The 24,376-nt window shown below is 37.9% G+C and carries 23 protein-coding genes; 8 read left to right on the top strand and 15 right to left on the bottom strand.

The genetic code is table 11. The features are described from left to right. Window positions 1-30: 30 nt before the first annotated feature. The gene (locus tag EWU23_RS11185) at window positions 31-618 is read left to right on the top strand and encodes a riboflavin synthase (protein ID WP_166232180.1); all 588 of its coding nucleotides are present in this window, start codon (window positions 31-33) and stop codon (window positions 616-618) included. Here the strand turns inward: EWU23_RS11185 and argH are convergent. The 5 genes from argH to EWU23_RS11210 all read right to left on the bottom strand — a co-directional run bounded on the left by argH (window position 604) and on the right by EWU23_RS11210 (window position 5,450). Continuing rightward, entirely contained in the window at window positions 604-1,947 is a 1,344-nt protein-coding gene (gene argH / locus EWU23_RS11190) for an argininosuccinate lyase (protein ID WP_166232182.1), read from the bottom strand. The two genes, EWU23_RS11185 and argH, sit on opposite strands and share 15 nt — an antisense overlap. Before the next feature lie 5 nt (window positions 1,948-1,952). After that, window positions 1,953-3,041, bottom strand: coding sequence for a M20 family metallo-hydrolase (locus tag EWU23_RS11195; RefSeq protein WP_166232184.1), 1,089 nt, complete (start codon window positions 3,039-3,041; stop codon window positions 1,953-1,955). Continuing rightward, the gene (gene argB, locus EWU23_RS11200) at window positions 3,042-3,827 is read right to left on the bottom strand and encodes an acetylglutamate kinase (RefSeq protein WP_166232186.1); all 786 of its coding nucleotides are present in this window, start codon (window positions 3,825-3,827) and stop codon (window positions 3,042-3,044) included. Window positions 3,828-3,831: 4 nt separating this feature from the next. Next, on the bottom strand, window positions 3,832-4,806 hold the full coding sequence (locus EWU23_RS11205; protein WP_166232188.1) for a Rossmann-fold NAD(P)-binding domain-containing protein: 975 nt from the start codon (window positions 4,804-4,806) through the stop codon (window positions 3,832-3,834). 83 nt (window positions 4,807-4,889) lie between these two features. Next, entirely contained in the window at window positions 4,890-5,450 is a 561-nt protein-coding gene (locus EWU23_RS11210; RefSeq protein ID WP_166232190.1) for a GNAT family N-acetyltransferase, read from the bottom strand. 141 nt (window positions 5,451-5,591) lie between these two features. Here EWU23_RS11210 and EWU23_RS11215 point away from each other — a divergent pair, with 141 nt between their 5' ends. Next, complete coding sequence (locus EWU23_RS11215) at window positions 5,592-8,204, top strand: TonB-dependent receptor domain-containing protein (protein WP_166232192.1); 2,613 nt, start codon at window positions 5,592-5,594, stop codon at window positions 8,202-8,204. Between the two features lie 93 nt (window positions 8,205-8,297). Here the strand turns inward: EWU23_RS11215 and EWU23_RS11220 are convergent, their stop codons facing one another. After that, window positions 8,298-9,272 carry a polyprenyl synthetase family protein gene (locus tag EWU23_RS11220; RefSeq protein ID WP_166232194.1) on the bottom strand — a complete coding sequence of 325 codons (975 nt, stop codon included), beginning with the start codon at window positions 9,270-9,272 and terminating at the stop codon, window positions 8,298-8,300. Window positions 9,273-9,357: 85 nt separating this feature from the next. Between EWU23_RS11220 and EWU23_RS11225 the strand changes: the two genes are divergently transcribed. Continuing rightward, window positions 9,358-10,245 (top strand): patatin-like phospholipase family protein, encoded by an 888-nt coding sequence (locus tag EWU23_RS11225; RefSeq protein ID WP_166232196.1) that lies wholly within the window; start codon window positions 9,358-9,360, stop codon window positions 10,243-10,245. Window positions 10,246-10,327: 82 nt separating this feature from the next. Here EWU23_RS11225 and frr read toward each other — a convergent pair whose 3' ends face one another. Genes frr through EWU23_RS11240 form a run of 3 tightly spaced genes read right to left on the bottom strand, consistent with a single transcriptional unit; the run spans window position 10,328 to window position 12,366 of the window. Continuing rightward, window positions 10,328-10,888 carry a ribosome recycling factor gene (frr, locus tag EWU23_RS11230; protein WP_166232198.1) on the bottom strand — a complete coding sequence of 187 codons (561 nt, stop codon included), beginning with the start codon at window positions 10,886-10,888 and terminating at the stop codon, window positions 10,328-10,330. 16 nt (window positions 10,889-10,904) lie between these two features. Continuing rightward, entirely contained in the window at window positions 10,905-11,615 is a 711-nt protein-coding gene (gene pyrH, locus EWU23_RS11235; RefSeq protein WP_166232200.1) for a UMP kinase, read from the bottom strand. Window positions 11,616-11,667: 52 nt separating this feature from the next. Next, on the bottom strand, window positions 11,668-12,366 hold the full coding sequence (locus EWU23_RS11240; protein WP_166232202.1) for a fatty acid desaturase: 699 nt from the start codon (window positions 12,364-12,366) through the stop codon (window positions 11,668-11,670). An 87-nt stretch (window positions 12,367-12,453) separates the two neighbouring features. Between EWU23_RS11240 and EWU23_RS11245 the strand changes: the two genes are divergently transcribed. After that, window positions 12,454-14,208 carry a family 43 glycosylhydrolase gene (locus tag EWU23_RS11245; protein WP_166232204.1) on the top strand — a complete coding sequence of 585 codons (1,755 nt, stop codon included), beginning with the start codon at window positions 12,454-12,456 and terminating at the stop codon, window positions 14,206-14,208. On the opposite strand, the gene EWU23_RS11250 is transcribed toward EWU23_RS11245, so the two are convergent. From EWU23_RS11250 to dusB, 3 genes are all read right to left on the bottom strand, one after another. Further along, a complete protein-coding gene (locus EWU23_RS11250; protein ID WP_166232206.1) occupies window positions 14,200-15,468 on the bottom strand; it encodes a DUF2851 family protein in 1,269 nt (422 codons plus the stop codon). The two genes, EWU23_RS11245 and EWU23_RS11250, sit on opposite strands and share 9 nt — an antisense overlap. A gap of 102 nt (window positions 15,469-15,570) precedes the next feature. Beyond that, window positions 15,571-16,458 (bottom strand): DMT family transporter, encoded by an 888-nt coding sequence (locus EWU23_RS11255; protein ID WP_166232207.1) that lies wholly within the window; start codon window positions 16,456-16,458, stop codon window positions 15,571-15,573. 3 nt (window positions 16,459-16,461) lie between these two features. Further along, window positions 16,462-17,454, bottom strand: a complete 993-nt coding sequence (dusB, locus tag EWU23_RS11260; RefSeq protein WP_166232209.1) for a tRNA dihydrouridine synthase DusB — start codon at window positions 17,452-17,454, stop codon at window positions 16,462-16,464. A 33-nt stretch (window positions 17,455-17,487) separates the two neighbouring features. Between dusB and EWU23_RS11265 the strand changes: the two genes are divergently transcribed. The 4 genes from EWU23_RS11265 to EWU23_RS11280 all read left to right on the top strand — a co-directional run bounded on the left by EWU23_RS11265 (window position 17,488) and on the right by EWU23_RS11280 (window position 20,267). Continuing rightward, on the top strand, window positions 17,488-18,438 hold the full coding sequence (locus EWU23_RS11265) for a CPBP family intramembrane glutamic endopeptidase (RefSeq protein WP_166232211.1): 951 nt from the start codon (window positions 17,488-17,490) through the stop codon (window positions 18,436-18,438). Beyond that, the gene (locus tag EWU23_RS11270) at window positions 18,435-18,641 is read left to right on the top strand and encodes a hypothetical protein (RefSeq protein ID WP_166232214.1); all 207 of its coding nucleotides are present in this window, start codon (window positions 18,435-18,437) and stop codon (window positions 18,639-18,641) included. The genes EWU23_RS11265 and EWU23_RS11270 overlap by 4 nt, the downstream gene beginning before the upstream one ends. A gap of 9 nt (window positions 18,642-18,650) precedes the next feature. After that, entirely contained in the window at window positions 18,651-19,481 is an 831-nt protein-coding gene (locus tag EWU23_RS11275; RefSeq protein ID WP_166232216.1) for a phosphatidate cytidylyltransferase, read from the top strand. A 111-nt stretch (window positions 19,482-19,592) separates the two neighbouring features. Continuing rightward, window positions 19,593-20,267: a peptidase associated/transthyretin-like domain-containing protein gene (locus EWU23_RS11280; protein WP_166232218.1), complete on the top strand. Its 675-nt coding sequence runs from the start codon at window positions 19,593-19,595 to the stop codon at window positions 20,265-20,267. Window positions 20,268-20,269: 2 nt separating this feature from the next. Here EWU23_RS11280 and EWU23_RS11285 read toward each other — a convergent pair whose 3' ends face one another. The 3 genes from EWU23_RS11285 to EWU23_RS11295 are packed head-to-tail and all read right to left on the bottom strand — an operon-like array spanning window position 20,270 to window position 24,374. Then, window positions 20,270-22,381 (bottom strand): carboxypeptidase-like regulatory domain-containing protein, encoded by a 2,112-nt coding sequence (locus EWU23_RS11285; protein ID WP_166232220.1) that lies wholly within the window; start codon window positions 22,379-22,381, stop codon window positions 20,270-20,272. Further along, window positions 22,378-23,541 carry a hypothetical protein gene (locus EWU23_RS11290; protein ID WP_166232222.1) on the bottom strand — a complete coding sequence of 388 codons (1,164 nt, stop codon included), beginning with the start codon at window positions 23,539-23,541 and terminating at the stop codon, window positions 22,378-22,380. Before EWU23_RS11290 ends, EWU23_RS11285 begins: the two co-directional genes overlap by 4 nt. 2 nt (window positions 23,542-23,543) lie before the next feature. Further along, a complete protein-coding gene (locus EWU23_RS11295) occupies window positions 23,544-24,374 on the bottom strand; it encodes a SagB family peptide dehydrogenase (protein ID WP_166232224.1) in 831 nt (276 codons plus the stop codon). Window positions 24,375-24,376 lie beyond the last annotated feature (2 nt).

The following is a 24,376-nucleotide window of genomic DNA, read 5'->3' on the forward strand; positions in this document are numbered from 1 at the left end:
AGTTTAGGCAAAAATATAAAATTTAATTCGATGTTTACAGGCATAGTGGAGGCCATGGGCACCTTAGAGAATAGATTGGTTCAAGGAACAAATATCGATTTTTGGTTTAGTTCACCTTTTACCCATGAATTAAAGATAGATCAATCTTTGGCGCATAATGGAGTTTGTTTAACTGTAGTCGAAATTAAGCATAATCAATACCGAGTTACTGCCATAGAAGAGACCCTCAATAAGACTAATTTAGGAGCACTTAAATTGGGGCAAAAGGTTAATCTAGAGCGTTGCTTAGCGGCTACTGGTCGATTTGATGGGCACATTGTCCAAGGTCATGTGGATACCAAGGGCGTATGTACTCAAATCGTTTCTAAAGAAGGCTCTTGGGAATATTATTTTGAATATCCTCTTTCCAAAGAGCATATCACGGTAAGCAAAGGTTCTATTTGTGTGAATGGAACTAGTTTAACCGTAGTCAATTCTGGTCAACATGATTTCTCGGTGGCCATCATCCCCTACACCTATGAGCATACCGTCTTCCACCAATTAAAAGTAGGTGATTCTGTCAATTTAGAATTTGATATTGTAGGAAAATATGTTCAAAAAATGCTAGCTAGCAATTAACCGAGCAATGGCTTGATTAACTTTCTCAAATCCAAATCGTTGGAAAGCAGTATCTTTTTGGGCTTGAATTTGATCTAAACCTAAATTACCTATACTTCCTAAATGGGTGTGATTCAGATTCCTTTGGCTACCATCAAACTGTTTATCTTCAATCATTTTACCAATTTGTTGGTAAGCTTCCCGAAATGGAACACCCTGAACTACTAGTCGATTCACTTCTTCTACGCTAAAAAGTAAGTCATATTTATCATGATTTAATAAATCAGATTTTACTTTCATGTGCTCTACTAGGTAGTGAGTAATTTCCAAACCATCTAAAATTTCTTCAATAGCAGGCATTAAAAGTTCTTTGGTTAATTGAAACTCGCGATGATAGCCTGAAGGCAAATTGCTGGTCAGCAGGTGCAATTGATTAGGGAGTGCTTTGAGTTTATTGGCCTTTCCTCTCAATAATTCAGCCACATCTGGATTCTTTTTATGTGGCATGATGGAACTCCCTGTAGTAAGAGAATCAGGTAATTCAATGAATCCAAAATTTTGAGAATTGTATAAACACACATCCATGGCCAATTTACTCAACGTACTAGCAATTTGGCTGATGGCAGTTAATAAATAAAACTCTGTTTTACCACGGGATAACTGGGCATTAACTACATTGACATGAGGACTTTCAAAGCCTAATAAGTCGGTGGTTAATTGGCGATCCAAGGGAAAGGAAGAACCGTATCCTGCACCTGAACCTAGTGGATTTTTATTAGCTAATCGAAAGGCTGCTTCTAGTAATTCAACATCTTCTACCAAACTTTCTGCATAAGCGCCAAACCATAAACCAAAAGAGGACGGCATGGCAATTTGCAAGTGGGTATAGCCAGGAAGCAAATCTTTTTTATGGGCCTCACTTTTGGCAAGTAGTAAATTGAAAAGCTTTTCAACAGCTTCAGCAATTTCTTGAATTTCAGCACGCATGAATAATTTTAAATCCACTAACACTTGGTCATTTCTAGAACGGCCCGCATGAATTTTCTTTCCTAAATCACCTAGCTTTTTTGTTAGTAAATATTCGATTTGAGAATGAACATCCTCCATACCAGATTCAATTTCAAATTCTCCTGCATCAATGGAGGCTAAAATGACTTTCAATTCTTGGTATAAAGGGCTTAGTTCTTCTTTTTTTAACAGTCCGACTTCCGCCAACATGGTTATATGGGCTAAAGAGCCCAATACATCGTAGCGAGCCAATTGTAAATCATAGATGGGATCATTCCCTATCGTAAATTTTTCAATTTTAGCATCTGTAGTCTGATTCGCTTTTTGCCAAAGTTTTGCCACGTTTCTTATGATTTATGTTGGTATTGAATAATCGTTTGCATTAATAAATTTTGGTAGGTCTGAATACCCTGTTTGATTTCATCTAAGTAAATGAATTCATCGGCAGTATGAGATCTACCCGAATGTCCAGGGCCTATTTTTACGGAAGGGCAGTTCAATAAGGATTGGTCAGAAAGGGTGGGTGACCCAAAACTTACTATTCCTAATGCTTTGGCTGCTTGACAAATAACATGATTTTCATCGATACGGCTTGGCTGTAATCGGATGGATCTGGGGCTTAAATCAGAGCTAAGTTCATGTTTTAATATGTCAAGAATTTCTTCCAAAGTATAACATTCATTTACCCGGCAGTCAATGCTGAATTCACAGGTATCTGGTATGACATTATGTTGTTTACCTGCATGGATGATGGTGACTGTCGTTTTAACAGGTCCTAATACTGGAGATATTTTTTCAAATTGAAAGTTTTCAATTTTTTGAATATCCTTCATCGCGACGTAAATGGCATTTATTCCTTCATTTCTAGCGGCATGACCAGCTTTTCCATGAGCTATGGCATCAATCACCATGAGGCCTTTTTCTGCAATGGCTAATTGGCAATCTGTGGGTTCACCTACAATGGCCCAATCAATTTTGGGGAAATTGGGGGATTGAAGAAGAGCTTCAATGCCGTTTTTTCCTGAAATCTCTTCTTCGGCAGTGGCTGCTAACACGATATTGAATGGTAAGTTTTCTTGTGCGTAGAAGGAACAAAATGTTTGTATTAAACAAGCTAAGCTGGCACCTGCGTCATTTGAACCTAGACCAATGAGTTTGCCTTCTATTTCTGTGGCTCCCCATGGATCAAATGTCCAAGAGGCATTGGCCTTGACTGTATCGTGATGAGAGTTTAATAAAATACTTGGTTTATTTGGGTCAAAATTCACGTTTTTTGCCCAAATATTATTCAAATATTGATGGGATTCAATACCCTTTTGGTGCAGAAAATGCTGGATAATGTTAGCTGTACCTGCTTCTTCTTTACTCAACGATGGACAAGCAATCAATTGAGAAAGTAAAGAAAGGGCCTCTAAAAAATCAGATTCTCTATACATCTATGCTGTTATTCTTGTGCCACCTTCTTGGAGTAATACTTGACTTGCGTGACAGAGCTTGACCGTATTAACACCTTGAGAAATGGCTTTTATGGCATTTTCTAATTTGGGAATCATTCCAGCAGTTACAATTCCACTTTTTTTCAATTCCATGAAGGAAGATTGATTGATGTGAGGAATAACAGAATGATCATCATCTGGATTACTTAAAACCCCATTTTTTTCGAAGCAATAGGTTAAGGTTACTTCAAAAAACTCGCTTAATGCTATGGCGATGGCTTGTGCCATGGTATCTGCATTAGTATTTAATAAATTCCCTTCTTTATCGGCAGTGATGGGTGCAAAAATGGGGCAATATCCTTGCTTGATGAAGTCGCTTAAAGCTTTTCCATTGACCTGGTCAATATCTCCCACCCAACCATAATCGATGGGTAAAGGATTTCTTTTTTTACTTATCACTAATCCTGCATCTGGTCCTGTAAAACCTAATGCATTTTTCTGTTTGGATTGTAGTTTCGCAACCAGGGTTTTATTAATCCATCCAGCATATACCATCGTAACAATGCGTAAACTGGCCGTATCGGTGACGCGGCGCCCATCAATCATTTGACTCGTAATACCTAATTCTTTAGCCATTTCAGTAGCAATTTTACCACCGCCATGTAGGAGAACAAAGGTTTCTTTAATGCTAGCAATATCACGTAAAAAAGCTTCTAACAAAGGAGGATTATCGATGACATTTCCACCTATTTTTATTACCTGAAGCGTAGGCAGATTTACACTCATAACATTAGAATAAGTAAGGGCTTTCTTTTTTAGCAAGCGATAATAGCATCTCTTTTAGGACAGTTTGAGCAGCCCAAACGCGATTCCCAGCTTGTTGAATGACAATGGAATGTTCTGAGTTTAAAACGGCATCTTCCACCACTATATTTCTGCGTACAGGTAAACAATGCATGAATTTAGCCTGATTGGTTAAGTTCATTTTTTCCATCGTTACCATCCAAGCTGGATCAGAGTTTAGGATTTTACCATAATCTTGATAGGATGACCAGTTTTTGGCATAGATAAAATCTGCTCCTTCAAAAGCTTCCTTAGGGTCATAACATATTGGGGCATTACCGCTAAATTCAGGAGCCAGTTCATAACCTTTGGGATGTGCAATGGTAAAGTCCACTTCGGAGTGATTCATCCATTCTGCAAAGGAATTAGGCACACATTGGGGTAGGGCTTTTACGTGAGGAGCCCAGGTTAGGACCACTTTAGGGCGGGCCGTTTTTTTATATTCTTGGATTGTTATTAAATCTGTTAACGACTGCAAAGGGTGTCTAGTAGCTGACTCTAAGCTTAATATGGGTTTACCTGTATATTTCATGAATTGATTTAGTACCAATTCGGAATAATCTTCCTCGCGATTTACTAAACTTGGGAAACTACGAAGTCCTACAATATCGCAGTATTGACCAATGACGGCTGCGGCTTCTGAAACATGCTCTGCTTTGTCGCCATTCATTATGACACCTTCATTCATTTCTAATTGCCAAGAATCGGCACCTACATTCATCACCATCACGTTCATTCCTAGATTTTGGGCGGCCTTTTGGGTAGATAACCGAGTGCGCAAACTGGAGTTAAAGAACAACAATCCAATGGTTTTATTCTTGCCAATGAAACAATCGGAATAAGGAGCTCTTTTCATTAAAAGGGCTTCATTGACCAATTGAGGAATGTTGTAAGCGTCACGGATGGAAGTGAAATGATGCATATGATTGGGTCCTTAGGGACTTTGGGCATTTATAATTCAGTAAAATTACCGAAAATTGCTCGAAAGGAAATAAAATCCAAGAATTAAGTTCTTGGGGATTGTATAGGACGTTTCCAAGTAAACACTTCCATGCCTTTGGGTTGCGTGAGTATTTTTTGTCCAGTTTGAAAAAAGCCATTCTTTAACAGGACTGATTGGGAAGCCAGATTTTCGATGGGAGTATCGGCTATTAAGTATTGTAGATCTTTATCTTGACTGGCCCATTCAATGACACGCTGTAAAGCCTCACTAGCGTAGCCATGTCCTCTGAATTTTTTGTCTAAGCAATAGCCAACCTCTGTGAAACCTTGGTCATTGGGTAAACCTGCTAGTCCAATTCCCCCTATAGAACAGGACTTTTCTGTTAGGATTATTTCCCAACTTGTATACCAAATAAAATCGAAGGGGAATTTTTTTGTCATAGGAAGCCAAAAGTCTTGTAGGGCCATTTGGGTTTCTTCTTGAAAAAATGCTTCTATTTCCCAGGTATTATGTTGTAAACCTATTTGAATTTCTAGGGCATCACGTCCATGTTCTGCCCAAGTCGACAATAACGAATGGTCTAGCGGAATTAATTGTAAACGTGGTGTTTTAATAGTAATCATGTTTTATGGTCGTTTTGTATCTTTGAAATTGACCTACAAATTATGACTATTGGTCGCAAAAAAGAAATTACTCAAAGGAATTACCTCAGTTTTGCATTCGATTTTACTAGTTTAAAATCAATTAGCCAATTTAAAAAAACTATGAAAAAATTATTCGCTCTTATTGCCTTAGTAGTTTGCGCTATGCAGGTTAACGCTCAAGTTCCAGGTGGAGCAGGTGCACCCGCACGAAGAGAGGTGGCAGCCCCAGTTGCAGCTAGCCCTAAAGGTTCTGCCAAAATTGTGGGTTATGCTTTAGATTCCACGGACAATAAGCCCGTTGAATTTGCTTCCGTTGCTTTAATTAATAAAGCTACTAATCGCCCAGTGGATGGAACGGTTGCCGACCAGGTTGGAAAATTTACGATGACTAAAGTGGCAGTAGGAAGTTATAAAATTGTTATTTCTTTTTTGGGTTATGAAAGTAAAACCTTATCCATTGATGTAACAGACAAAAAAGATAACCATGATTTAGGTGTTATCAAAATGCAGTCATCGAACAAGATGTTACAAGAAGTAACCGTAGAAGGTCAAAGAGCCATGATTGAAGAAAGAGTGGACCGTACGGTATACAATGCTGAACGTGATCAAACCAATCGTGGTGGTGATGCGACTGATGTATTAAAAAAGGTGCCGATGTTATCGGTTGATTTAGACGGTAATCCTTCACTCCGTGGTTCTACTAATATTAAAGTGTTGATTAACAACAAGCCATCTTCTATTATGGCATCCAATGTGGCTGATGCTTTGAAGCAAATTCCTGCTGACATGATTAAGACGGTGGAGGTGATTACTTCTCCATCAGCTAAATACGATGCAGAGGGTTCTGCTGGTATTATTAACATTGTTACAAAGAAAAATACCTTGCAAGGTTTGACTTTAGGTTTTGATTCAAGTGTGGGTGTTAGAGGTTCTAACATGTCTTTGAATGGTAATTTCCGTAATAAGACTTGGGGTATGTCATTAGGTGGTTTTGGTCGTTCTCAGTACAACGTGACAGGTAAATATGAAAATACACAAACTACCAGAAGTCAGGGTGTTGAAACAATTAACGTTCAAACAGCAGAAAGCAGAACCAATAATTTATTTGGTAATTATCAAATAGGTTTTGATTGGGATATTAACAAACATAATTCCATTACAGCTTCATCTAGATTTGGGGTAAGAAATGGAAATAACTACCAAGATAATTTACAACAGATTCGTAATGGCTTGCTTACTAGCTTAAGAAACACAAACTCTTCCGATGTATCGGGCAATGTGGATTTGAATATTGACTATTCTCATACCTACGATACGCCACAAAAAGAGTTTAGTATTTTGTCGATGTACAGCCGCAGTAATCGTACCAGTGATTTCTACAATGATATCATGAATCCGAATGCGACGATGAGCCAAATTTTGAGTTCTATTAAAAATGAGAACTTAGCTTATAATGAAGAGGCTACGTTCCAATTGGATTATCAGACACCAATCTTAAAAAATCAGATACTTGAATTTGGAGGAAAAGGTATTTTGAGAAATGCATCTTCTGATTACAAGTCATTTATTAATCCTACAGGAAATAATCCAGCGGGATACAATCAAGTTAATTTAGCTTCTTTGCCAACCAACGTTTTTGATTATAATCAAAATATTTGGGGTACATATGCTTCTTATACCTTAACCACTAAAAACAAATGGAGTGTGAAAGCGGGTGCTCGTTATGAGCATACGGACATTACTGCTAGTTTCTTGAAGAAAGAAGGACAGAACTTGACCATTCCTCCATATGGAGTAATTGTTCCAAGTTTTAATATGTCCAAAACATTTAAATCGGGAACTTGGAGATTCAGTTATAATAAGCGTATTCAACGTCCATCGGTTCAATTCTTGAATCCTAACGTGAATTCGACAAATCCTTTAAATATCTCTACGGGTAATCCAAATTTAGCACCGGAGTATACCAATAACTTTGAGATTGGTTACAGTAAGTACATCAAATCATTCTATATTTCTTCTGCTGTGTTTGTTAGAAATACAACTGGGGCCATTAACCAAATTCGCGAAGTCATTGGTGATACCGTGAAGACTCGTTCTGTGAATATTGGAAATGAGGATGCATATGGTATGAACTTGAATATCAATGCCAATTTAACGAATCGATTGATGATTGGTGGTGGTGCAGATTTCTCTTATTTGAAATTGGCTAATAATGTACCAGATCCATTGTTGAATGCGAAGAATGAAGGCTTGGTATCTAACTTCCGTATTTTTGGTAACTATAACTTAGGTGGAGGCTGGGGAGCGCAATTATTCTCTTTCTACCGTGCGAACGAGATTCAGTTGCAAGGAAAGCGTGGAGGATTTGGAATTTACAGTTTAAGTTTCAAAAAGGATTTCAAAAACAAGAAGGGAAGTATTGGATTTGGAGCGGAGAACTTCTTTACTTCGGCTATGATCATTCGTAGTGAGACCACAACACCCGTTATTTCGCAAGTGGGATATAATACCATGCGTAATATGAACTTTAAGGTTAATTTCTCTTTCCGAATTGGTAAAATGAGTTTTGAAGGAACGAAGAGAAAGAAATCCGTGAATAACGATGACCAGAAAGATGGGGGAGGAGAAGCTACACCTACACCACAACCCGTTCAAGCTCAACCGGTAGGAATACCAGGTGGCGGTAGAATGGGCGGCGGAGGAGGTAGAATGGGCGGCGGCGGCCCAAGATAGATTTTGTTTTAAAGTAGTTTAGTGCTTAAAGCTGGAAACCGATGGTTTCCAGCTTTTTTTGCCCCTGAAAATAAGATAATTTATCGGAACAGGCTATTTATTTCTTTCAATAGTATATCCCAGTAAATCATGGAGTGAGTTACGATACGTAGATTCTGGGAATTTATGTAAGATTTCTCGAGCCTCTTGAGCAAACTCATGCATCCGTAGGGTAGCATATTCCAGCCCCCCCGTATTTTTGACAAATTCAATGACTTCACGCACACTTTGTGGATTTTCAGAATCATGTTTAATCAAATGTATGATTCTTTTTTTCGTGCTGGAGCTGGTATGTTGTAAGGAATAGATCAAAGGCAAGGTCATTTTTTTTTCCTTAATGTCAATACCTAATGGCTTACCTATTTCAGCATCACCGTAGTCAAACAGGTCATCTTTAATTTGGAATGCTACCCCTACGCGGTCCCCAAACTCTCGGGCAATTTGTACATATTCCTCGCTAGCTCCCACGGATTGAACACCTATGGCGCAACAAGCTGAAATAAGTGTGGCTGTTTTTTTGCGGATAATATCAAAATAGATGTCTTCTGTGATGTCGAGTTTACGGGCTTTTTCTATTTGGAGTAATTCGCCTTCCGACATTTCTCTTACCGCAGTGGAAACGGATTTTAATAAATCAAAATCTTCGTTTTCAATGGATAGTAATAATCCTTTGGATAATAAATAATCACCGACTAAAACGGCAATTTTGTTTTTCCAGATGGCATTGATGGAGAAAAAACCTCGTCGATAATTGGAATCATCGACCACATCATCGTGAACCAGAGTAGCTGTATGTAATAATTCTATGAGTGCAGCGCCACGATGTGTTTTTTCGTTAATTTCACCCATTACCCCAGCAGAAAGGAATACGAACATAGGTCGCATCTGTTTTCCTTTGCGTTGAATGATGTAATTCATGATGGTATCCAAGAGCATTACTTTGGAGCGCATGAATTGGCGAAACTTGCCTTCGAATGCTTTCATCGGTTCCGCAATGGGCACTTGAATGGATGAAAGCGAATAGGACATAATGTAAAGAGTAGAAGCTTTAAGCTTATTAATTTTGTAAATTTAAAACAATTTGGGACAAATAGTCCTTACAATATTCAAATTTATGAGTAAGATATTGGCATTATCTGGAGGCTCTGTTAAGGGCGCATTTCAAGCAGGAGTCATTAAAGCATTATTTGAAAGGGGATATGAACCTGATTTGATTTATGGTATTTCTGCTGGAAGTTTAAATGCAGCCTATTTGGTCAATCAGTTAGGTCGACAAAAATTGAACGGAGAGCCATTGAATTTTCCTCAGGCAGGACAAGATTTATGGGATTTTTGGGAAACAAGAATTACACATCCAGAATGTTTGTCAAAACCTCTAAGCATATGGGAATTAGGCTGGACAGCATTAACTAAGAATTTTAGGGGATTAGTAAGCACAAAGCCATTAAAAGAATTAGTGGAGGGAGTTTTAGACATGCGAAATTTACAAGCTAGTCCCATTGAAATGCGCATTGGGGCAGTCAATATCATTGATGGGGGAATCCTGTATGTTGATCCTAGTTATGATCATTTTTATGACTATTTATTAGCTTCCTCGGCTGTGCCCATTTTGATGCCAGTAGTTCGAATCAATCTGGAAAAGAGGCGCAGTTTTTTGGATGGAGGTTTACGGGATGTTGCACCTTTACAAAAAGCCATCAAAGATGGCGGAAAACACATAGTTTGTATCAGTTGCCATACACAAACCATTGAAGGTGGAGTTTTTGAAACGGGGGATTTGTTGGCTTTGGTAGACCGTGTCATGGACATTGCTGTCAATGAGATTTTAAATGCAGATTTAAAGGAAGCATTATTGATTCAAAACCAACGAAGTGATTTGGCTATTTATTCCATAAGGCCGATTCAGCCCTTATCAATCGATATTCAGCATTTTAATAAATTGGATATTCGTCGTATGCTGGAAATTGGTTATGCCATGGGTAAGGCAGAGGAGTATTTTTAAATCATGGCAATTTGAATGACAGAATTGGGTATAAAAAAAGCTGATCGTCTAGATCAGCTTTTTTTATGTGGGTAGTATGAGCTTAAACCGACATGATATCTTTTTCTTTGTCCAAAAAGATTTGATCAATTTTGGACACAAATGCATCAGTCAATTTTTGGATTCGATCTTCGGATGCTTTGATATCATCTTCTGCAACACCTTCGCCTTTTAATTTTTTGATACTATTGTTGGCATCTTGGCGGGCATTACGAATATTGATTTTAGCGGTTTCAATTTCTTGTTTTACTCGCTTGACTAAATCTCTTCTACGTTCTTCTGTCAATGGAGGGATGGATAAACGGATTAACTCACCGTCATTCATGGGATTTAAGCCTAGGTTTGAATTGCGAATCGCTTTTTCAATTTCGCTAAAAATATTTTTTTCAAAAGGTTTGATAGCAATGGTTCTAGCGTCTGGTGTTGTAATGGATGATGCTCCGGTGATGGGTGTGGGGACACCATAGTACTCAATCATTAAACCATCCAACATGCTAGTGCTGGCCTTTCCTGCTCTAATTTTTGAAAGTTCAATGTTTAGGTGCTTGATAGCACCTTCCATGGTTTCTTGTCCGGCTTCTATATAAAATTCTAACTCCTCCATTTAATTTAATTGCTGATTAACTAATTAACGTTCCTACATCTTTTCCAGAAACCAAATCACACAGGTTTCCGTTTTTGTTCATGTTAAATACGATGATAGGTAATTTATTTTCTTGGCATAAGGTAAATGCCGTTGTATCCATGATTTTTAAACCTTTCCCAATAGCCTCTGAAAAACTCAAATGGGTATATCTTGTGGCGGTAGGGTCTTTTTCTGGATCTGCTGTATAAACGCCGTCGACACGAGTGCCTTTTAACACCACATCCGCTTCAATTTCGATGGCACGAAGGGAGGCTGTCGAGTCTGTTGTAAAGTAAGGATTACCTGTACCTGCACCAAAAATAACGATTCTGCCTTTTTCTAAGTGACGCATGGCTCTTCTTCTGATGAAAGGCTCACAAACGGCTTCCACTTTTATGGCAGTCATCATTCGTGTGTACAATCCGTGTTTTTCTAAAGATGCTTGAACCGCCATACCGTTGATAACCGTGGCTAACATGCCCATATAATCACCTTGTACTCGGTCAATACCCGCTTTAGCTGCGCTAGCTCCACGGAAAATATTTCCTCCTCCAATCACAATGGCTACTTCAACTCCCAAATCATGGACTTTTTTAATTTCTGCTGCGTATTGATCTAAAATGCTTGGATCAATGACTTCCGTAGGAGTGGAAAGGGCTTCACCAGAAAGTTTTAATAAAATTCGCTTGTATTTGGGTTCTGACATTGGAATGTGATGGGTCGATTATGTGCGCTGCAAATTTAGAAAAAATATTCATCTATCTGCTAGAAATTTGGCTGTTTTGCTCCTTGACTTCTGCTAATTTCCACCAAGGTAAATAGGGTTTATCGTGATGTTCATAATGATAGCCAAAATTGTAACAGGAAAGGAAAGCCCAAATATGATTTTTTTGTTGGCTTCTTGACTGGTGTTTATTATCAGGTTCATGTACTCCCCGATGGGGTAGATAAGTCCCAAAATAAAATAATTGAAGTGTAGCTAATATGGCGGGCAATTCCCAAAAAAGTATGATGTTTTCCATGGGAAACCAAATTTTTAATAGGTTGTAGGTGATGGCCATGGCCAAAATTTGTGTCCAATGTACATATTGAAACAGGAACTTAAACCACCAGATAAAAAAGTTTCCTTGGTGTACATCAGGATCGTCGGCGGTATTCACATAGGCATGATGATGTTGATGTTTTTTTCGTAGTATCGTATAATTATTGAAGGCAAAAAGGGTAGCGCAGAGTCTACCTATCGCATGGTTTAATTGGGGATATTCTTTAGAAACTACACCATGGATGGCATCATGTGAACTTATGAATAAACCTGTATATAAATGAGTTTGGACTAGAATAGCCAAAAATAGAAATGGATTTCCCCAATCCAGTGGCATTTGTATCCAAAAGGCTAGATGTAGAATCCAGAGCAATATGATTATCCCTGCACTGAATATACCGGTATATTTTTTCATAGGGGATCTACGTGTCTTTGTCTTTGTAAAATTGGTATTTTTATCGAGATCAATGTGTATTTTGGACAATAATTTCACTGCGTAAAAATGAAAACTAGTTACTTAACTTGGATTTTTGCCATTTGTTTGGCTTTAGGATTCAGCAATATTTCGGCTCAAAATACCTATTGTAATCCCATGAATCTGGATTATGGTTTTACACCTATCCCCAATTTTTCAGAAGCTGGGCGGCATAGGGCTACAGCAGATCCAGTCATCAGCTATTTTAAAAATAAGTATTATTTATTTTCGACCAATCAATGGGGCTATTGGTGGAGTCATGATATGTTAACATGGAATTTTGTCTCCCGCCGCTTTTTACAAGCATACCATAAAGTCTATGATGAGCTTTGTGCACCTGCGACTTTCGTGATGGGGGATAGTTTGTATGTTATTGGGTCTACTTATGCCAAAGATTTTACGCTTTGGTCCAGTCATTCACCTGAAACAGATACTTGGAAAGAGTCAGTTCATGCGTTTAAGGCAGGGGCTTGGGATCCAGCTTTTTTTGTGGATGATGATGGTCGGATATATTTATATCATGGGTCAAGTAATTTTTATCCCATGTATGGACAGGAGATTGATCGCAGGACTTTGCAACCTATCGGTGAAAGAATGGATTTAATCCGTCTGAATGATGAGCTACATGGTTGGGAGCGATTTGGAGAATATCAGGACAATACATTTTTAAAGCCCTTTATGGAAGGGGCTTGGATGAATAAATATAAAGGCAAGTATTATCTCCAGTATGGTGCTCCTGGTACGGAATTTTCTGCCTATGGAGATGGTGTTTATACAGCGGATAAACCTATGGGGCCATTTACTTATCAAGCGCATAATCCTTTTTCATTTAAGCCAGGTGGGTTTACTCGTGGGGCCGGTCATGGCGCTACTTTTGAAGGTCAATATGGAAATTGGTGGCATGTGTCCACCATTACCATTGCTGTTAAAAATAGCTTTGAGCGTCGATTGGGACTATGGCCAAGTACCTTTGATAAAGAGGGAATTTTGTATACGGAGACGGCCTATGGGGATTACCCATATCGCATGCCTACTTCCAAATTCGATAAACCGGCTGATTTATTTACCGGCTGGATGTTGCTCAATTATAATAAGCCTGTGAAAGTATCATCAAGTTTAGCTGGATACGGTGCTAATTATGCAGTAGATGAGCAAATGAAAACCTATTGGTCAGCTAAAACATCCCAAAAAGGAGAATTTATTCAGTCGGATTTAGGAGAAATATCTACTGTGAAGGCTATACAAATTAATTATGCTGATCAGGATGTGGACTCCAGTTTTTTAGGTAAAATACCAGGAATTTATCATCAATATCGAGTATATGGAAGTAAGGATGGGAAAAAATGGCAGTTGATGATTGATAAATTAAAGAATAGAAAGGACGTTCCGCATGACTATGTCGAATTGGCAAAGCCAGTGGAGGCCAGGTATATCAAATTAGTTAATGAACATATGGCAGTAGGGAAATTTGCCATCAGCGGTTTACGGGTATTTGGAAAGGGGCATGGCCAATTGGCTAAGGAGGTCAAGGATTTTGTAGTACTTCGAGGGGAACATGATAAGCGATCTGCTTGGTTGAAATGGCGACATGATCCACAGGCTACGGGTTATGTGGTTTATGCGGGTATTGCTCCAGATAAGTTATATACTTCCGTACAAGTTTTTGGTGCCAATGAGTACTATTTTAAATCCATGGATAAGGATAAGACCTATTATTTTCAAATGGAGGCATTCAATGAAAATGGAATTGGTAAACGAGGGGCCATCATTAAATCAGAGTAAAATGTGCTGCCCAACTTGGCAGGTGAGACATTTTTTTGTCTGACAGTAATTTTTGTACCAATGTAAACAAGCTTGAGAGTCGTGGGCGTTTTTGATTTTTAAACCCATTTGAGTATAAATCCGGGAAATTACATTGTTTTCTGCTTCCATTTCAAATAGCCAACGATACGCTTTGTTCGCATATTTAGGTTCTCTTTTGCTTTGAGCATAGGCCAATAATATGGGAATTAAGGTGTTGATGCACAAGGAGTGAAAGGTAGATTTACCTAATTGTCCATGAGGTTTTTTGCTTATTTTACCAAAATGGTAATGCTTTTGCCAATAGGAGGATGGACTAATTTCAAAGAGGGTTTGTATGACATTGAGCTCTTGGATTTCGAGCAAAATGGAGAGTAATGAACAATTGTTTCGAATGACCTCGGCAAACTGGGCCATCCGAATGGTGGGGAAATTGGCGGGTCTTAATCGAAGAAATTTCCAGTCGGACATATGTAAATAGGCATTCTCCCACTGATGTTTTTTCTTGAGATGGATAAATTCTCTTCTTAATTCCCATTGGTATTCATCTTTGATGGGCTCTTCTAACATGCCTGCTAGACCCATCATGGCTGCTTCAATGCCCCAGGGGCGATCTCTATTTCTTAATATGAGTTTTAGTGGTATGGCTTGGGTAAGCCGGAGCATGGGTTCCGCATTTAATCCAAAACCAAAACTTTTACCTAGAGATTGGTAAAATGTTTCTTCCCAATCTTGTTTATTTTTATTCCATAAGTCCAAGATGGATTCATATTTGATTTGCATGCGTTGTTCTCCACAACGGTTCAGCATTTGTGTTTTTATCTCATGAGGGATTTCATGAAAAAAAGATTGACATGCAATGGAATCAGTAGCAGGAGCGAGCGATTCAACGAAATTTATATCTTGTACTCGATGGCATAATTCAAGGGTAGGAATTTCCCGTCCATCTTGATAATAAATGGGTAAATCGGCTTTCCAGACAACATGTAAAATGACATTTTCAAAAGAGGTATCCTGGTGGTGAGCATGAAGCAACCAATCAGAAGCTAAAACGTGCAATTCTACGGATCCAATCCAAGCATAATCACTGAGAAGGATATGCGCTTCTTGAAAATCTGCCCCGGCATGTTTATTTAAAAATCCAGGGTGGATGATTTGAAGGTATTCCCCTTGTTGGCTACGTAAGTTTTTACGATCAAAAAGCTGTTTACTCCAAATTTGACTTAGGATTTGTTCATTCATAGGTAGGACATTTTGACCTATTTAAAAGGTCTAAGCAATCTACCATCCATTCTTAAAAGTTATTTGATAATCTCTAATAGGACTTTGGAGATTCAAATTTTATCAAGATTTTGAATTGTTAACTTGGTATACTCCCCAAAGTAAAATGAACATAAATACGATTTGTGCCCAATAAATGGTTTCCCCGTCAAAAAGCCCCCAGGCCACGGCCACGATGGGGATTAAATAGGTAACTGAACTTGCCACAATGGCACTGGTCCATTTGATTAATTGATTAAATAGGACCATCGCAATAGCTGAACCAAATAGTCCCAGAGCAATGGCAGCTAGTAAAGGCCACATTTGTGCGTGGTCAGACCAGGGGCGGTTGAAAAATCCCGAATAGGCTAATAGTCCTAGGGCTAAGGGTCCTATCATCATAAACACGCCAGCAGTGGATGTAAGTGGGTGTAAATCGGCAAATTTTGATTTGACAGTATGTGAATTTATGCCGTATAAGAATGTAGCTAAAATAACCCAAAGAGTATGGTAGTTAAATTGAAAGGAAAAGCTTTTTCCTGCAACCAATAACCCAATGCATCCAATTAAGCCCAAGATGATGCCCCCAGTTTGTTTTAAAACGAACTTTTGATGAAATAAAACAATCCCGATGATCAGTGTGAATAGGGGAGTGAAAGCGTTTAACATGCCAGAAAGAGCACTAGGTAGATGTTCACCTGCAATGGAAAACAGAATGGCAGGAAACAAATTTCCCGTTAAACCTGCTAGTAAGAAAGAAGGCCAATGTTGTTTTTGAATGTATTTTCTCCTATTAAAAAAGAATGGGCTGAAAAATAGTGCAGCAGAGGCAATGCGCAAGGCACCCACTTCCATGGCAGAATAGGTGCTCAGGCTTTTTTTGACCAAAATGAAAGAGCTACCCCAGATTAATGAAATGGCAGCTATGGCTAAAATAATCCAAAGGGAGGGCACTTTTTGTGTTGATGTCATGTGTTATGCTTGTAAAATTGCCTGGTAATGTTCGGCAATTTCCTGTAATATTTGATTGATTTCCTCGTAAGATAAAGAGGTAACTAATCGGCTTCTAAATGGTTTGAAATGATCCATGCCACGGAAATAGTTGGCATAATGTCGGCGCATTTCTACGATTCCACCATGATTTCCTTTCCATTTGATAGAAAAATCTAGGTGACTTTGACAAACGCGGATTCGTTCTTCTAAAGTAGGAGGAGCTAGGTGTTCACCAGTTTGGATGAAATGTTTGATTTCATTGAAAATCCAAGGATAACCTATGGTGGCTCTACCAATCATGACTCCATCAACCCCGTATCTGTTTTTATATTCCAAGGCTTTTTCTGGAGTATCAATATCGCCATTTCCAAAAATAGGTATTTTGATGCGGGGGTTGTTTTTGACTTTGGCTATTAATTCCCAATTGGCTTCTCCTTTATACATCTGGACTCGAGTTCGGCCATGTATGCTTAATGCCTGAATACCAATGTCTTGTAGTCTCTCTGCTACATCTTCAATGTTTTTGGTAGACTCATCCCATCCTAATCTAGTTTTTACTGTGACAGGTAAATGAGTCGCATTGACCACAGCTTTAGTCATGGCAACCATTTTGGGGATATCTTGTAAAAGTGCAGCTCCGGCACCTTTACAAGCGACTTGTTTCACTGGGCAACCATAATTGATATCAATTAAATCAGGGCCAGCTTGGGTAGCTATTTCTGCGCAGGAAGCCATGGTTTCAATGGATGACCCAAAAAGTTGAATACCTATGGGGCGCTCATATTCGAAGATGTCTAATTTCTGGATGCTTTTAGCAGCATCTCTGATTAAGCCTTCGGAGGAGATAAATTCTGTATACATCAAGTCTGCTCCATTTTCTTTGCATACTGCACGAAAAGGAGGGTCGGATACGTCTTCCATGGGTGCTAAAAGCAGGGGAAAAGAGCCTAATTCGATGTTACCTATTTTTACCATTCTCATTAAAAATTCAGTAAATTTACGACCATTATGGAAGAAAACTACATTTCTGGACCCGCGCGTTGGTTTGGTCTTTTTTCGAAGCTGCTTAGCTTATTTGGATTTTTTCTGCTTGGAAGCTTTTTAGGGCAGTTTTTGGGTCTGGTAGCGGTGGTTTTAATTATGGAATTTCCTTCGACAAATGTAGCGGAGTTTCAAAAATTGCTTTTGGATTTTATGGCAAATCCAGAAAAATACCAAGGAGCCTTTAAGGGAATCATGGCCTTGCAGTGGTTTGTTTCCCTATTTACCTTTGTGGGGGGCTCATGGGCATATTTGAAATTTATAGAAAAACGTACTTTATATGAGTTAAGTCCACTAGAAGTACCTTCTTGGCGGGTTTTTTCTTGGGCCATCGTTGCTTTGTTGGTTTCCATTCCCTTGATGGAATATATCATTCAATGGAATCAATCCATTGTTCTTCCAGCTGGATATGAAGAAGTGGAGGCTTGGATGAGATCTTCGGAAGATAATATGGCACGTTTGACCAAGTTTTTATTGCATTTTGAAACTCCATTGGATTTTGTGACGGCATTAGCCGTGATTGCAGGCATGGCGGCTATTGGGGAAGAATTATTTTTCCGTGGGGTTTTGCAAAATTTGTTTGAGCGATATTTGGTCAATGTACATGTGGCTGTTTGGTTATCAGCGGCCATTTTTAGTTTTATCCATTTTCAATTTTATGGGTTTCTACCTAGAATGTTATTGGGAGCCTTTTTTGGGTATTTGTACATTTGGTATAGAAATATTTGGTTACCCATTTTAGCCCATTTTTTTAATAATGCATGGACATTAACATTAACCTATTTGCATCAAGAAAAGCTAATTGATTTAGATCCCGAGCAAGTAGGCGAGATGATTCCCTTATGGTCTGCGGCTGTTTCATTGCTGTTCCTTATTTATTATATTCGTTTAATGTATCAACAAAGGGAAGAATTATGATCAAGGACTGGACTTTGTTAGGTAGTTCTCAACATGGTATTGATTTGGAATTACAAAAATTGATGCTCACTGAAAGTTATGAGATACCTGCAGTTGTGATTAATAAGAAAATTAGTCCTTATGACTTAGGAGTATTTGAATTGTATGTACACCAAGATAATTTCGAGCAGGCTAAGTTAGCTATTATCGAATCCAAGAATTAAAATCAACCTATGGGATTGTCCAATTTGAGTAATTTATGGCAAAGGGTTATTGCGGCATTGATTGCCATCCCGTTTTTGTTGTTCTGTATCAATTTTAATGACTATACTTTTTTGGGATTATTCCTGTTGATTGGTGTTTTAGCCCAACTGGAATTTTATAAGTTAGTTGGGAGTTTGGAAGGTAATTTACCTTTAACTTTTTATGGGACTTTTTGTGGGGTAATACTTCATTTACTAACCTTTTTTATTGAAAAAGGGATGATAGGTTACCATAATTACTATATTTTGTCGCCCTTATTAACGATTATCTTTTTTATCAAATTGTATAAATCAGGAGATGGCAAACCATTTCAAAATATTGCATTTACATTTTTAGGAATTATTTATGTAGCGCTTCCTTTTGCCTTATTGACGGTGTTAGCCTTCATGAGGTCAGGAAACTATGATGCGAACATTATCATGGGTTGTTTATTCTTATTATGGGCGAGTGATTCCGGAGCTTATTTTGCCGGAACGTATTTTGGAAAGACGAAATTATTTGAAAGAGTATCTCCCAAAAAATCATGGGAAGGATTGATGGGAGGTTTATTGAGTGCCATGATTGCGGCATATATTATTTCGATATATTTTACGAATTATGAAGTATGGGAATGGTTCGCCATTGGAGTAATTATCGTGGTAGCGGGAACCTATGGAGATTTGGTAGAATCTTTGTTTAAGAGGAGTATTAATATTAAGGATTCGGCGAATACTATTCCAGGACATGGGGGATTTTTAGATCGCTTTGATGGCTTACTTTTATCAATTCCATTTATTATCACCTTTTTGAAATTATTTTAGGCTTCATTCGTTTAACGAATATTATAAGAGAATCATTAAAAAAATATTATTTGCAGCTCAATGAAAATTTGCAAACGAGTCATATTGGGACTTTTCTTTTTTGTTGCATGTATGAGTCAAGACCTATTGGCTCAAGGGCAGGATAAAACAGTATTATTTCTTGGAAGGGTCGTTACCGCGACCAAAGCAGAGGATTTGCCTTTAGCTTATGTCTACAATCCAAAGGCGGGCCGAGGGGCATTGAGCGATAATTTTGGTATGGTAGAGATGTATGTATTTCCAGGAGATAGTTTGGTATTTACTTATGTGGGATATCAGAAAAAATATTACATTATTCCTAAAAATACAGATCAGGTTCATCGAGCGATTATTTCTTTATCAGAAGAATCTAAAATGTTGTCCGAGGTAAAAGTTTTTCCGCATAGTACCGAAGATGAGTTTAAGCAAGCTTTCTTAAATATGCGACTGCGAGATGAAAAACAGAGGGGGATTTTGGCCAATAATCTGGAACAGTCGAAGCTCAATGTCTTTGCTTTACAGGCAGGTATGGGGGCCTCATCCAATTTTAGAAATTTTTCGGATCAAATGGTTTCTGCTCAGGCAAACAAAACATTTTATGCTAGCCCTATTTTATCTTTAACCAATCCTTTTGCTTGGATTAATTTCATTCAATCAATTAAAAATGGGGATTTAAAGAAAAAAGAATGGAAGAAAGCGTATGAATTTTTGCCGAAGGAAAATATCTCTAGACAACAGTTTTTAAGGGAAACCAACGCCAATAAATAGAATTACCACCTCATCTGTACACCTATATAAATAACTCTTTTCTGAAAATATTCTTGGAAAGACTGTTGATAATCCCAGCTATAATTAATGGATTTGACATTGTCATGGTTCAATAAATTGCTTATAGATAAATAGGTAATCCAAGAGCCATGATTTGTTTTATGGATCATTTTACTAAGCATAGCATCTATTCTCATGTAGGGAGGTAAGCTTTTCGATGCTGTTGGTTCATATTGTGGAATATACATTTGCAATTCGGTTGAATAAGTAGATGAACTTAATGTTCTAAAATAATTCCCTATCCTAAATAGGCTACTCATACTCAAGTCAAAATGTTTCCATTTCCATTGCGAAGTTGTTCGTAAGAAAAAGGGAATTTGATATGGTGAATTTTGAGTATTTATTCCTGTTTTCAGTTGACTCCAATGACTACCTATACCCCATTCATGTTTTGATTTTGATTTGATTAGGCTGAAGTTAATTTCTGCCCCCCAAGCTTGTCCTGTGCTTATGAGTGATTTTTCTGACTTATAAAAGGCATGGAAACTCCATTTTTTTAGTTCTTGCTCCTGCACGATATCCCAAGACACCTGCTGAGTATTGACCCATATGTAATCATTTTCTTGGGTAAATAAACTGGCTATTTGTTTGCTCCAGGCTAGATTAGTATACGTATAGGAATCATTTAAATACCATCGGGTATGGATTTGGTGGGTTAATTGCATATCGTTTAGCTGAGGGAAATGGGTCAGTTTCATTCCAACTCCAATTCTGAATGGCTTGGAAAGAGTATAATTATTAGAAAGAAATAATTCATGTTGTGATAAGCAAGGATTGTTTGAAAACGAAACAAATGCGGATTGTGGACGGTAGTCAAAATTATAGTAGGGTTTTCGGATTTGGTATTGTGTTTGTGTTTGAAACCATTGATAACCTGTTTTTATCGTCCAGTTTTCATGTGGAAATAGTTGTAAGTCAATACCACTGAATAGTTGATGTGCTTTTGGGTGATAAGCATAATTACCCGTGCTGTCATGTTGGGTGGATTCATGAAATCCAAACTTGAAGGTCCATTGAGCATGTTCTAGGAGTTTGGATAAATTGATGGTTTGAACATGTCTGTATTTTTGATAATCAAAAGTGCCCTCAAAAGAAGGATGTCTAAATTGGCTAGCATATTTTTCCGTCATAAATAGACTAAATAACTTCAAACGCCATAAATTTTTTGTTTGGAAATAGCCATTTATCCCCCAGTCGCTTTCACTAAAATGAGGTAAATCACTCAAAGAGTTAGGGTTGACGAATTTTAGCAATGAGCTAAATTGATGGTGACCAAATAGGCCGATCCCATTTTTTTCTTTTGCCCATGGGGTCCAATGAAATCCTGCTTGCCCTAGGCTAACATCTATTTCAAGGTTTTGCTTTTTAAATGATTCATTACTCTGAATTTGGACAACCCCAGTGCTGGCATTCATCAGTTCGAGCGGTGGGTTGCTTGGGAAAATTAGTAAATCCTTGATGGTGTTGATAGGGATGAGACTGAAAGTACCCAAACTTGACATTTGAGTAAATTTGATGGGTTCGGGTATGGGGATATCGTTGATGTATATTTGAGTCAATTGTGGGTTACTTCCTCTGAAACTAATGGATGCTGATTCACTAAAGGGACTGGCAGCTGAGGTCGACTGAACGGCTAAAAGAGGATCGGCTTTGGAGGAGGCATTTACTACAACATCCAAGAAATTGATTTTTTGATTGACAAAATCTTCTGACATAGGGACACTTGCCTTTACTTTAACTTCAGCCAGAGCATTGGGTTTATCTAGTTGTAAATGAATATGTTGGAAGTTGTTTTCAAGTATTGGGATATTCCGTTTTTTGTAACCGATTATGGATACTACTAATGTATCTGGAAGTCCTTTGGTAAGTTTTTGAAATTGAAATGAGCCAGTTGAGTCACTTAGTAAACTGAGTTTATTTTGGACTAAATATAGACTTACACTTTCCAAGTAAATTTGGTGATAAGCATCCAGAACTCTCCCTTTTAAACTAGTTTGAGCCATCGAACAAGATGAAATGAGTATGAAATATAGGAGCAAACTTTTTCTTATCATGGTATGATACTAATGAAATATGGAACGATAATCCAAAGAGCCAACAAGCAGTAGTAGGCCGTTATAAAGCAGTAGCTCATGATTATATAGCTTACATATAAATAGTCTTTTGGCTTTAATTTGTTTACTTCCTTTCGGAAGAGAGTCGATTTACATTTGTTCAGTGCGCGGCTAGCCTCATGGAAAAGTGCGGGTTCATGTAGATATTCTGAAAGAAGAAAATAGCCATCTGTTCCTGGAATAAACGGAATGGCATTGAAGGCGATCCGGAAAGCAATAAAGCATTGTAGAAATTGCCAGTGAGACATCCAGATTGTATCAATATTCCAGTTCAAGATGATATTAATTCCCATTAGCAAAGAAATATCTAATATGATTCCCGCTACAATGACCTCAATTCGGTGTCTTTGATTTTCCCAGAAATGCAGGGAATTGGTATTAATATGAACAAAAGGAATGAAGCCTAGAACGAAAGAAAATCCCAAATCAGCGACTAAACCTCCATGTTTCAAATAGATGATATAATGGGCAAATTCATGTAAAAAGGTAGAGAAAAGAAGTCCAAGGAGCAAAAAGGGGAGGAGATATGGACTGCTTAGTAATTCAAACTCAAGCCAATGTTCTATGAACTGAGGCTTAAATATGACTTGCCCAATTCCGATTACCATGATGAATAAGGCCAAAATCTGACTTAGGTTTTGTGTCCAATAATTCTTGGCCCATGTTTCCATCCAAGTTTTCTCTAAAGGGATTTTGGCAATTTTATAAAAACGAAGATTTCCTCTACCAATAAATTCAATAGGAATAGATATATAGGAAAGCAACTGACTAATGCCCATTTTCCAAGTGGAGAGACTTTGTTTTTGAAATATAGTTTTCTGTTTTTGGTACTCTTCCAATGCATCCTCGAGTATGAGTAATTCGATTTCCTGTGAATACTGGATTAATTGATTTAGTATACTTTGGTCTGCATCATAGCTTTGCATCATGTATGCTAAGGTTTTGTTTTCATCTCGATTGTTTACTAAATGAGATAGTATTTCCCATTCACATTGACTGATTTGAATGAGCATATCTTTCCAAGTGTGTTTGAAAAATAGTTCTTCCGTGCTCTCTTTAGCATAGATTAGTTTAAAATCAGGATTAATTACATAGTTCATATTTATTTACCTAGGGCTAGAGCTAAGAGGGTAATCTGACTGGGATTCTGGTAAGTAATTAATTGAGCCAGCGCTTCATCATTGAATCCACCTATGGCACAATTACTCATGTCAAGTGATGCACCAGCTAGATACATGGCTTGTACAATCTCGCCTGCTTCTAGCATGGCCCATCGTATACCTCTATCTAAGTATTTAAAACAGGATCTTTCTAATTCTGCACCCAATACCATAAAAGCACTAGCATTTGTATAGTCGATGTCATTTTTTTGCTCGGCAAATAGTGTTTTATTTAGAGCTTTATTTAACTCATCTCGATCCTTGAATGCATAGATTAATTTGAGTTTATAGGTAAAGAGATCATAGATAAAAACACCCAAGGGAAGCTCAGGGATGTGTTGATTAATCACATACACATCAATCGGGTATAATCCGCCACCCGAAGCAATGTTTCTTCGAGGAGGAATTAGTAGGGACGGATCAAACCCTTGAGTAATGGAATAACTTAAATGAAGAAAATGAGAAAGATCTTGTAAGGTGATTTTGTCCTCTAGATCATAATTTCTTTGGCTACTTCTTAGGTGGTTTAATTGATTTAATGCTTGAGCCAAGGGGGGCAATTGGTCATTTTTCAACAAGTCATATTCATCACAAAAGCCCAATTCAATGCTATGTTGACTAATGTTTCTCATGAAGTAGTCACTGGACATGACCGCATGAAGACGTTCGCTGTATTCTTTAGCCTGATAGCTATATAATTTACTTTGTTCAAGGAAATCATAGGAAATGTCCGAAATACAGGGTTCAAATAATAGATTTCTAGTCTTAGCCATGG

The sequence above is a fragment of the Aquirufa beregesia genome (assembly GCF_011090385.1).
Taxonomy (GTDB): domain Bacteria; phylum Bacteroidota; class Bacteroidia; order Cytophagales; family Spirosomataceae; genus Aquirufa; species Aquirufa beregesia.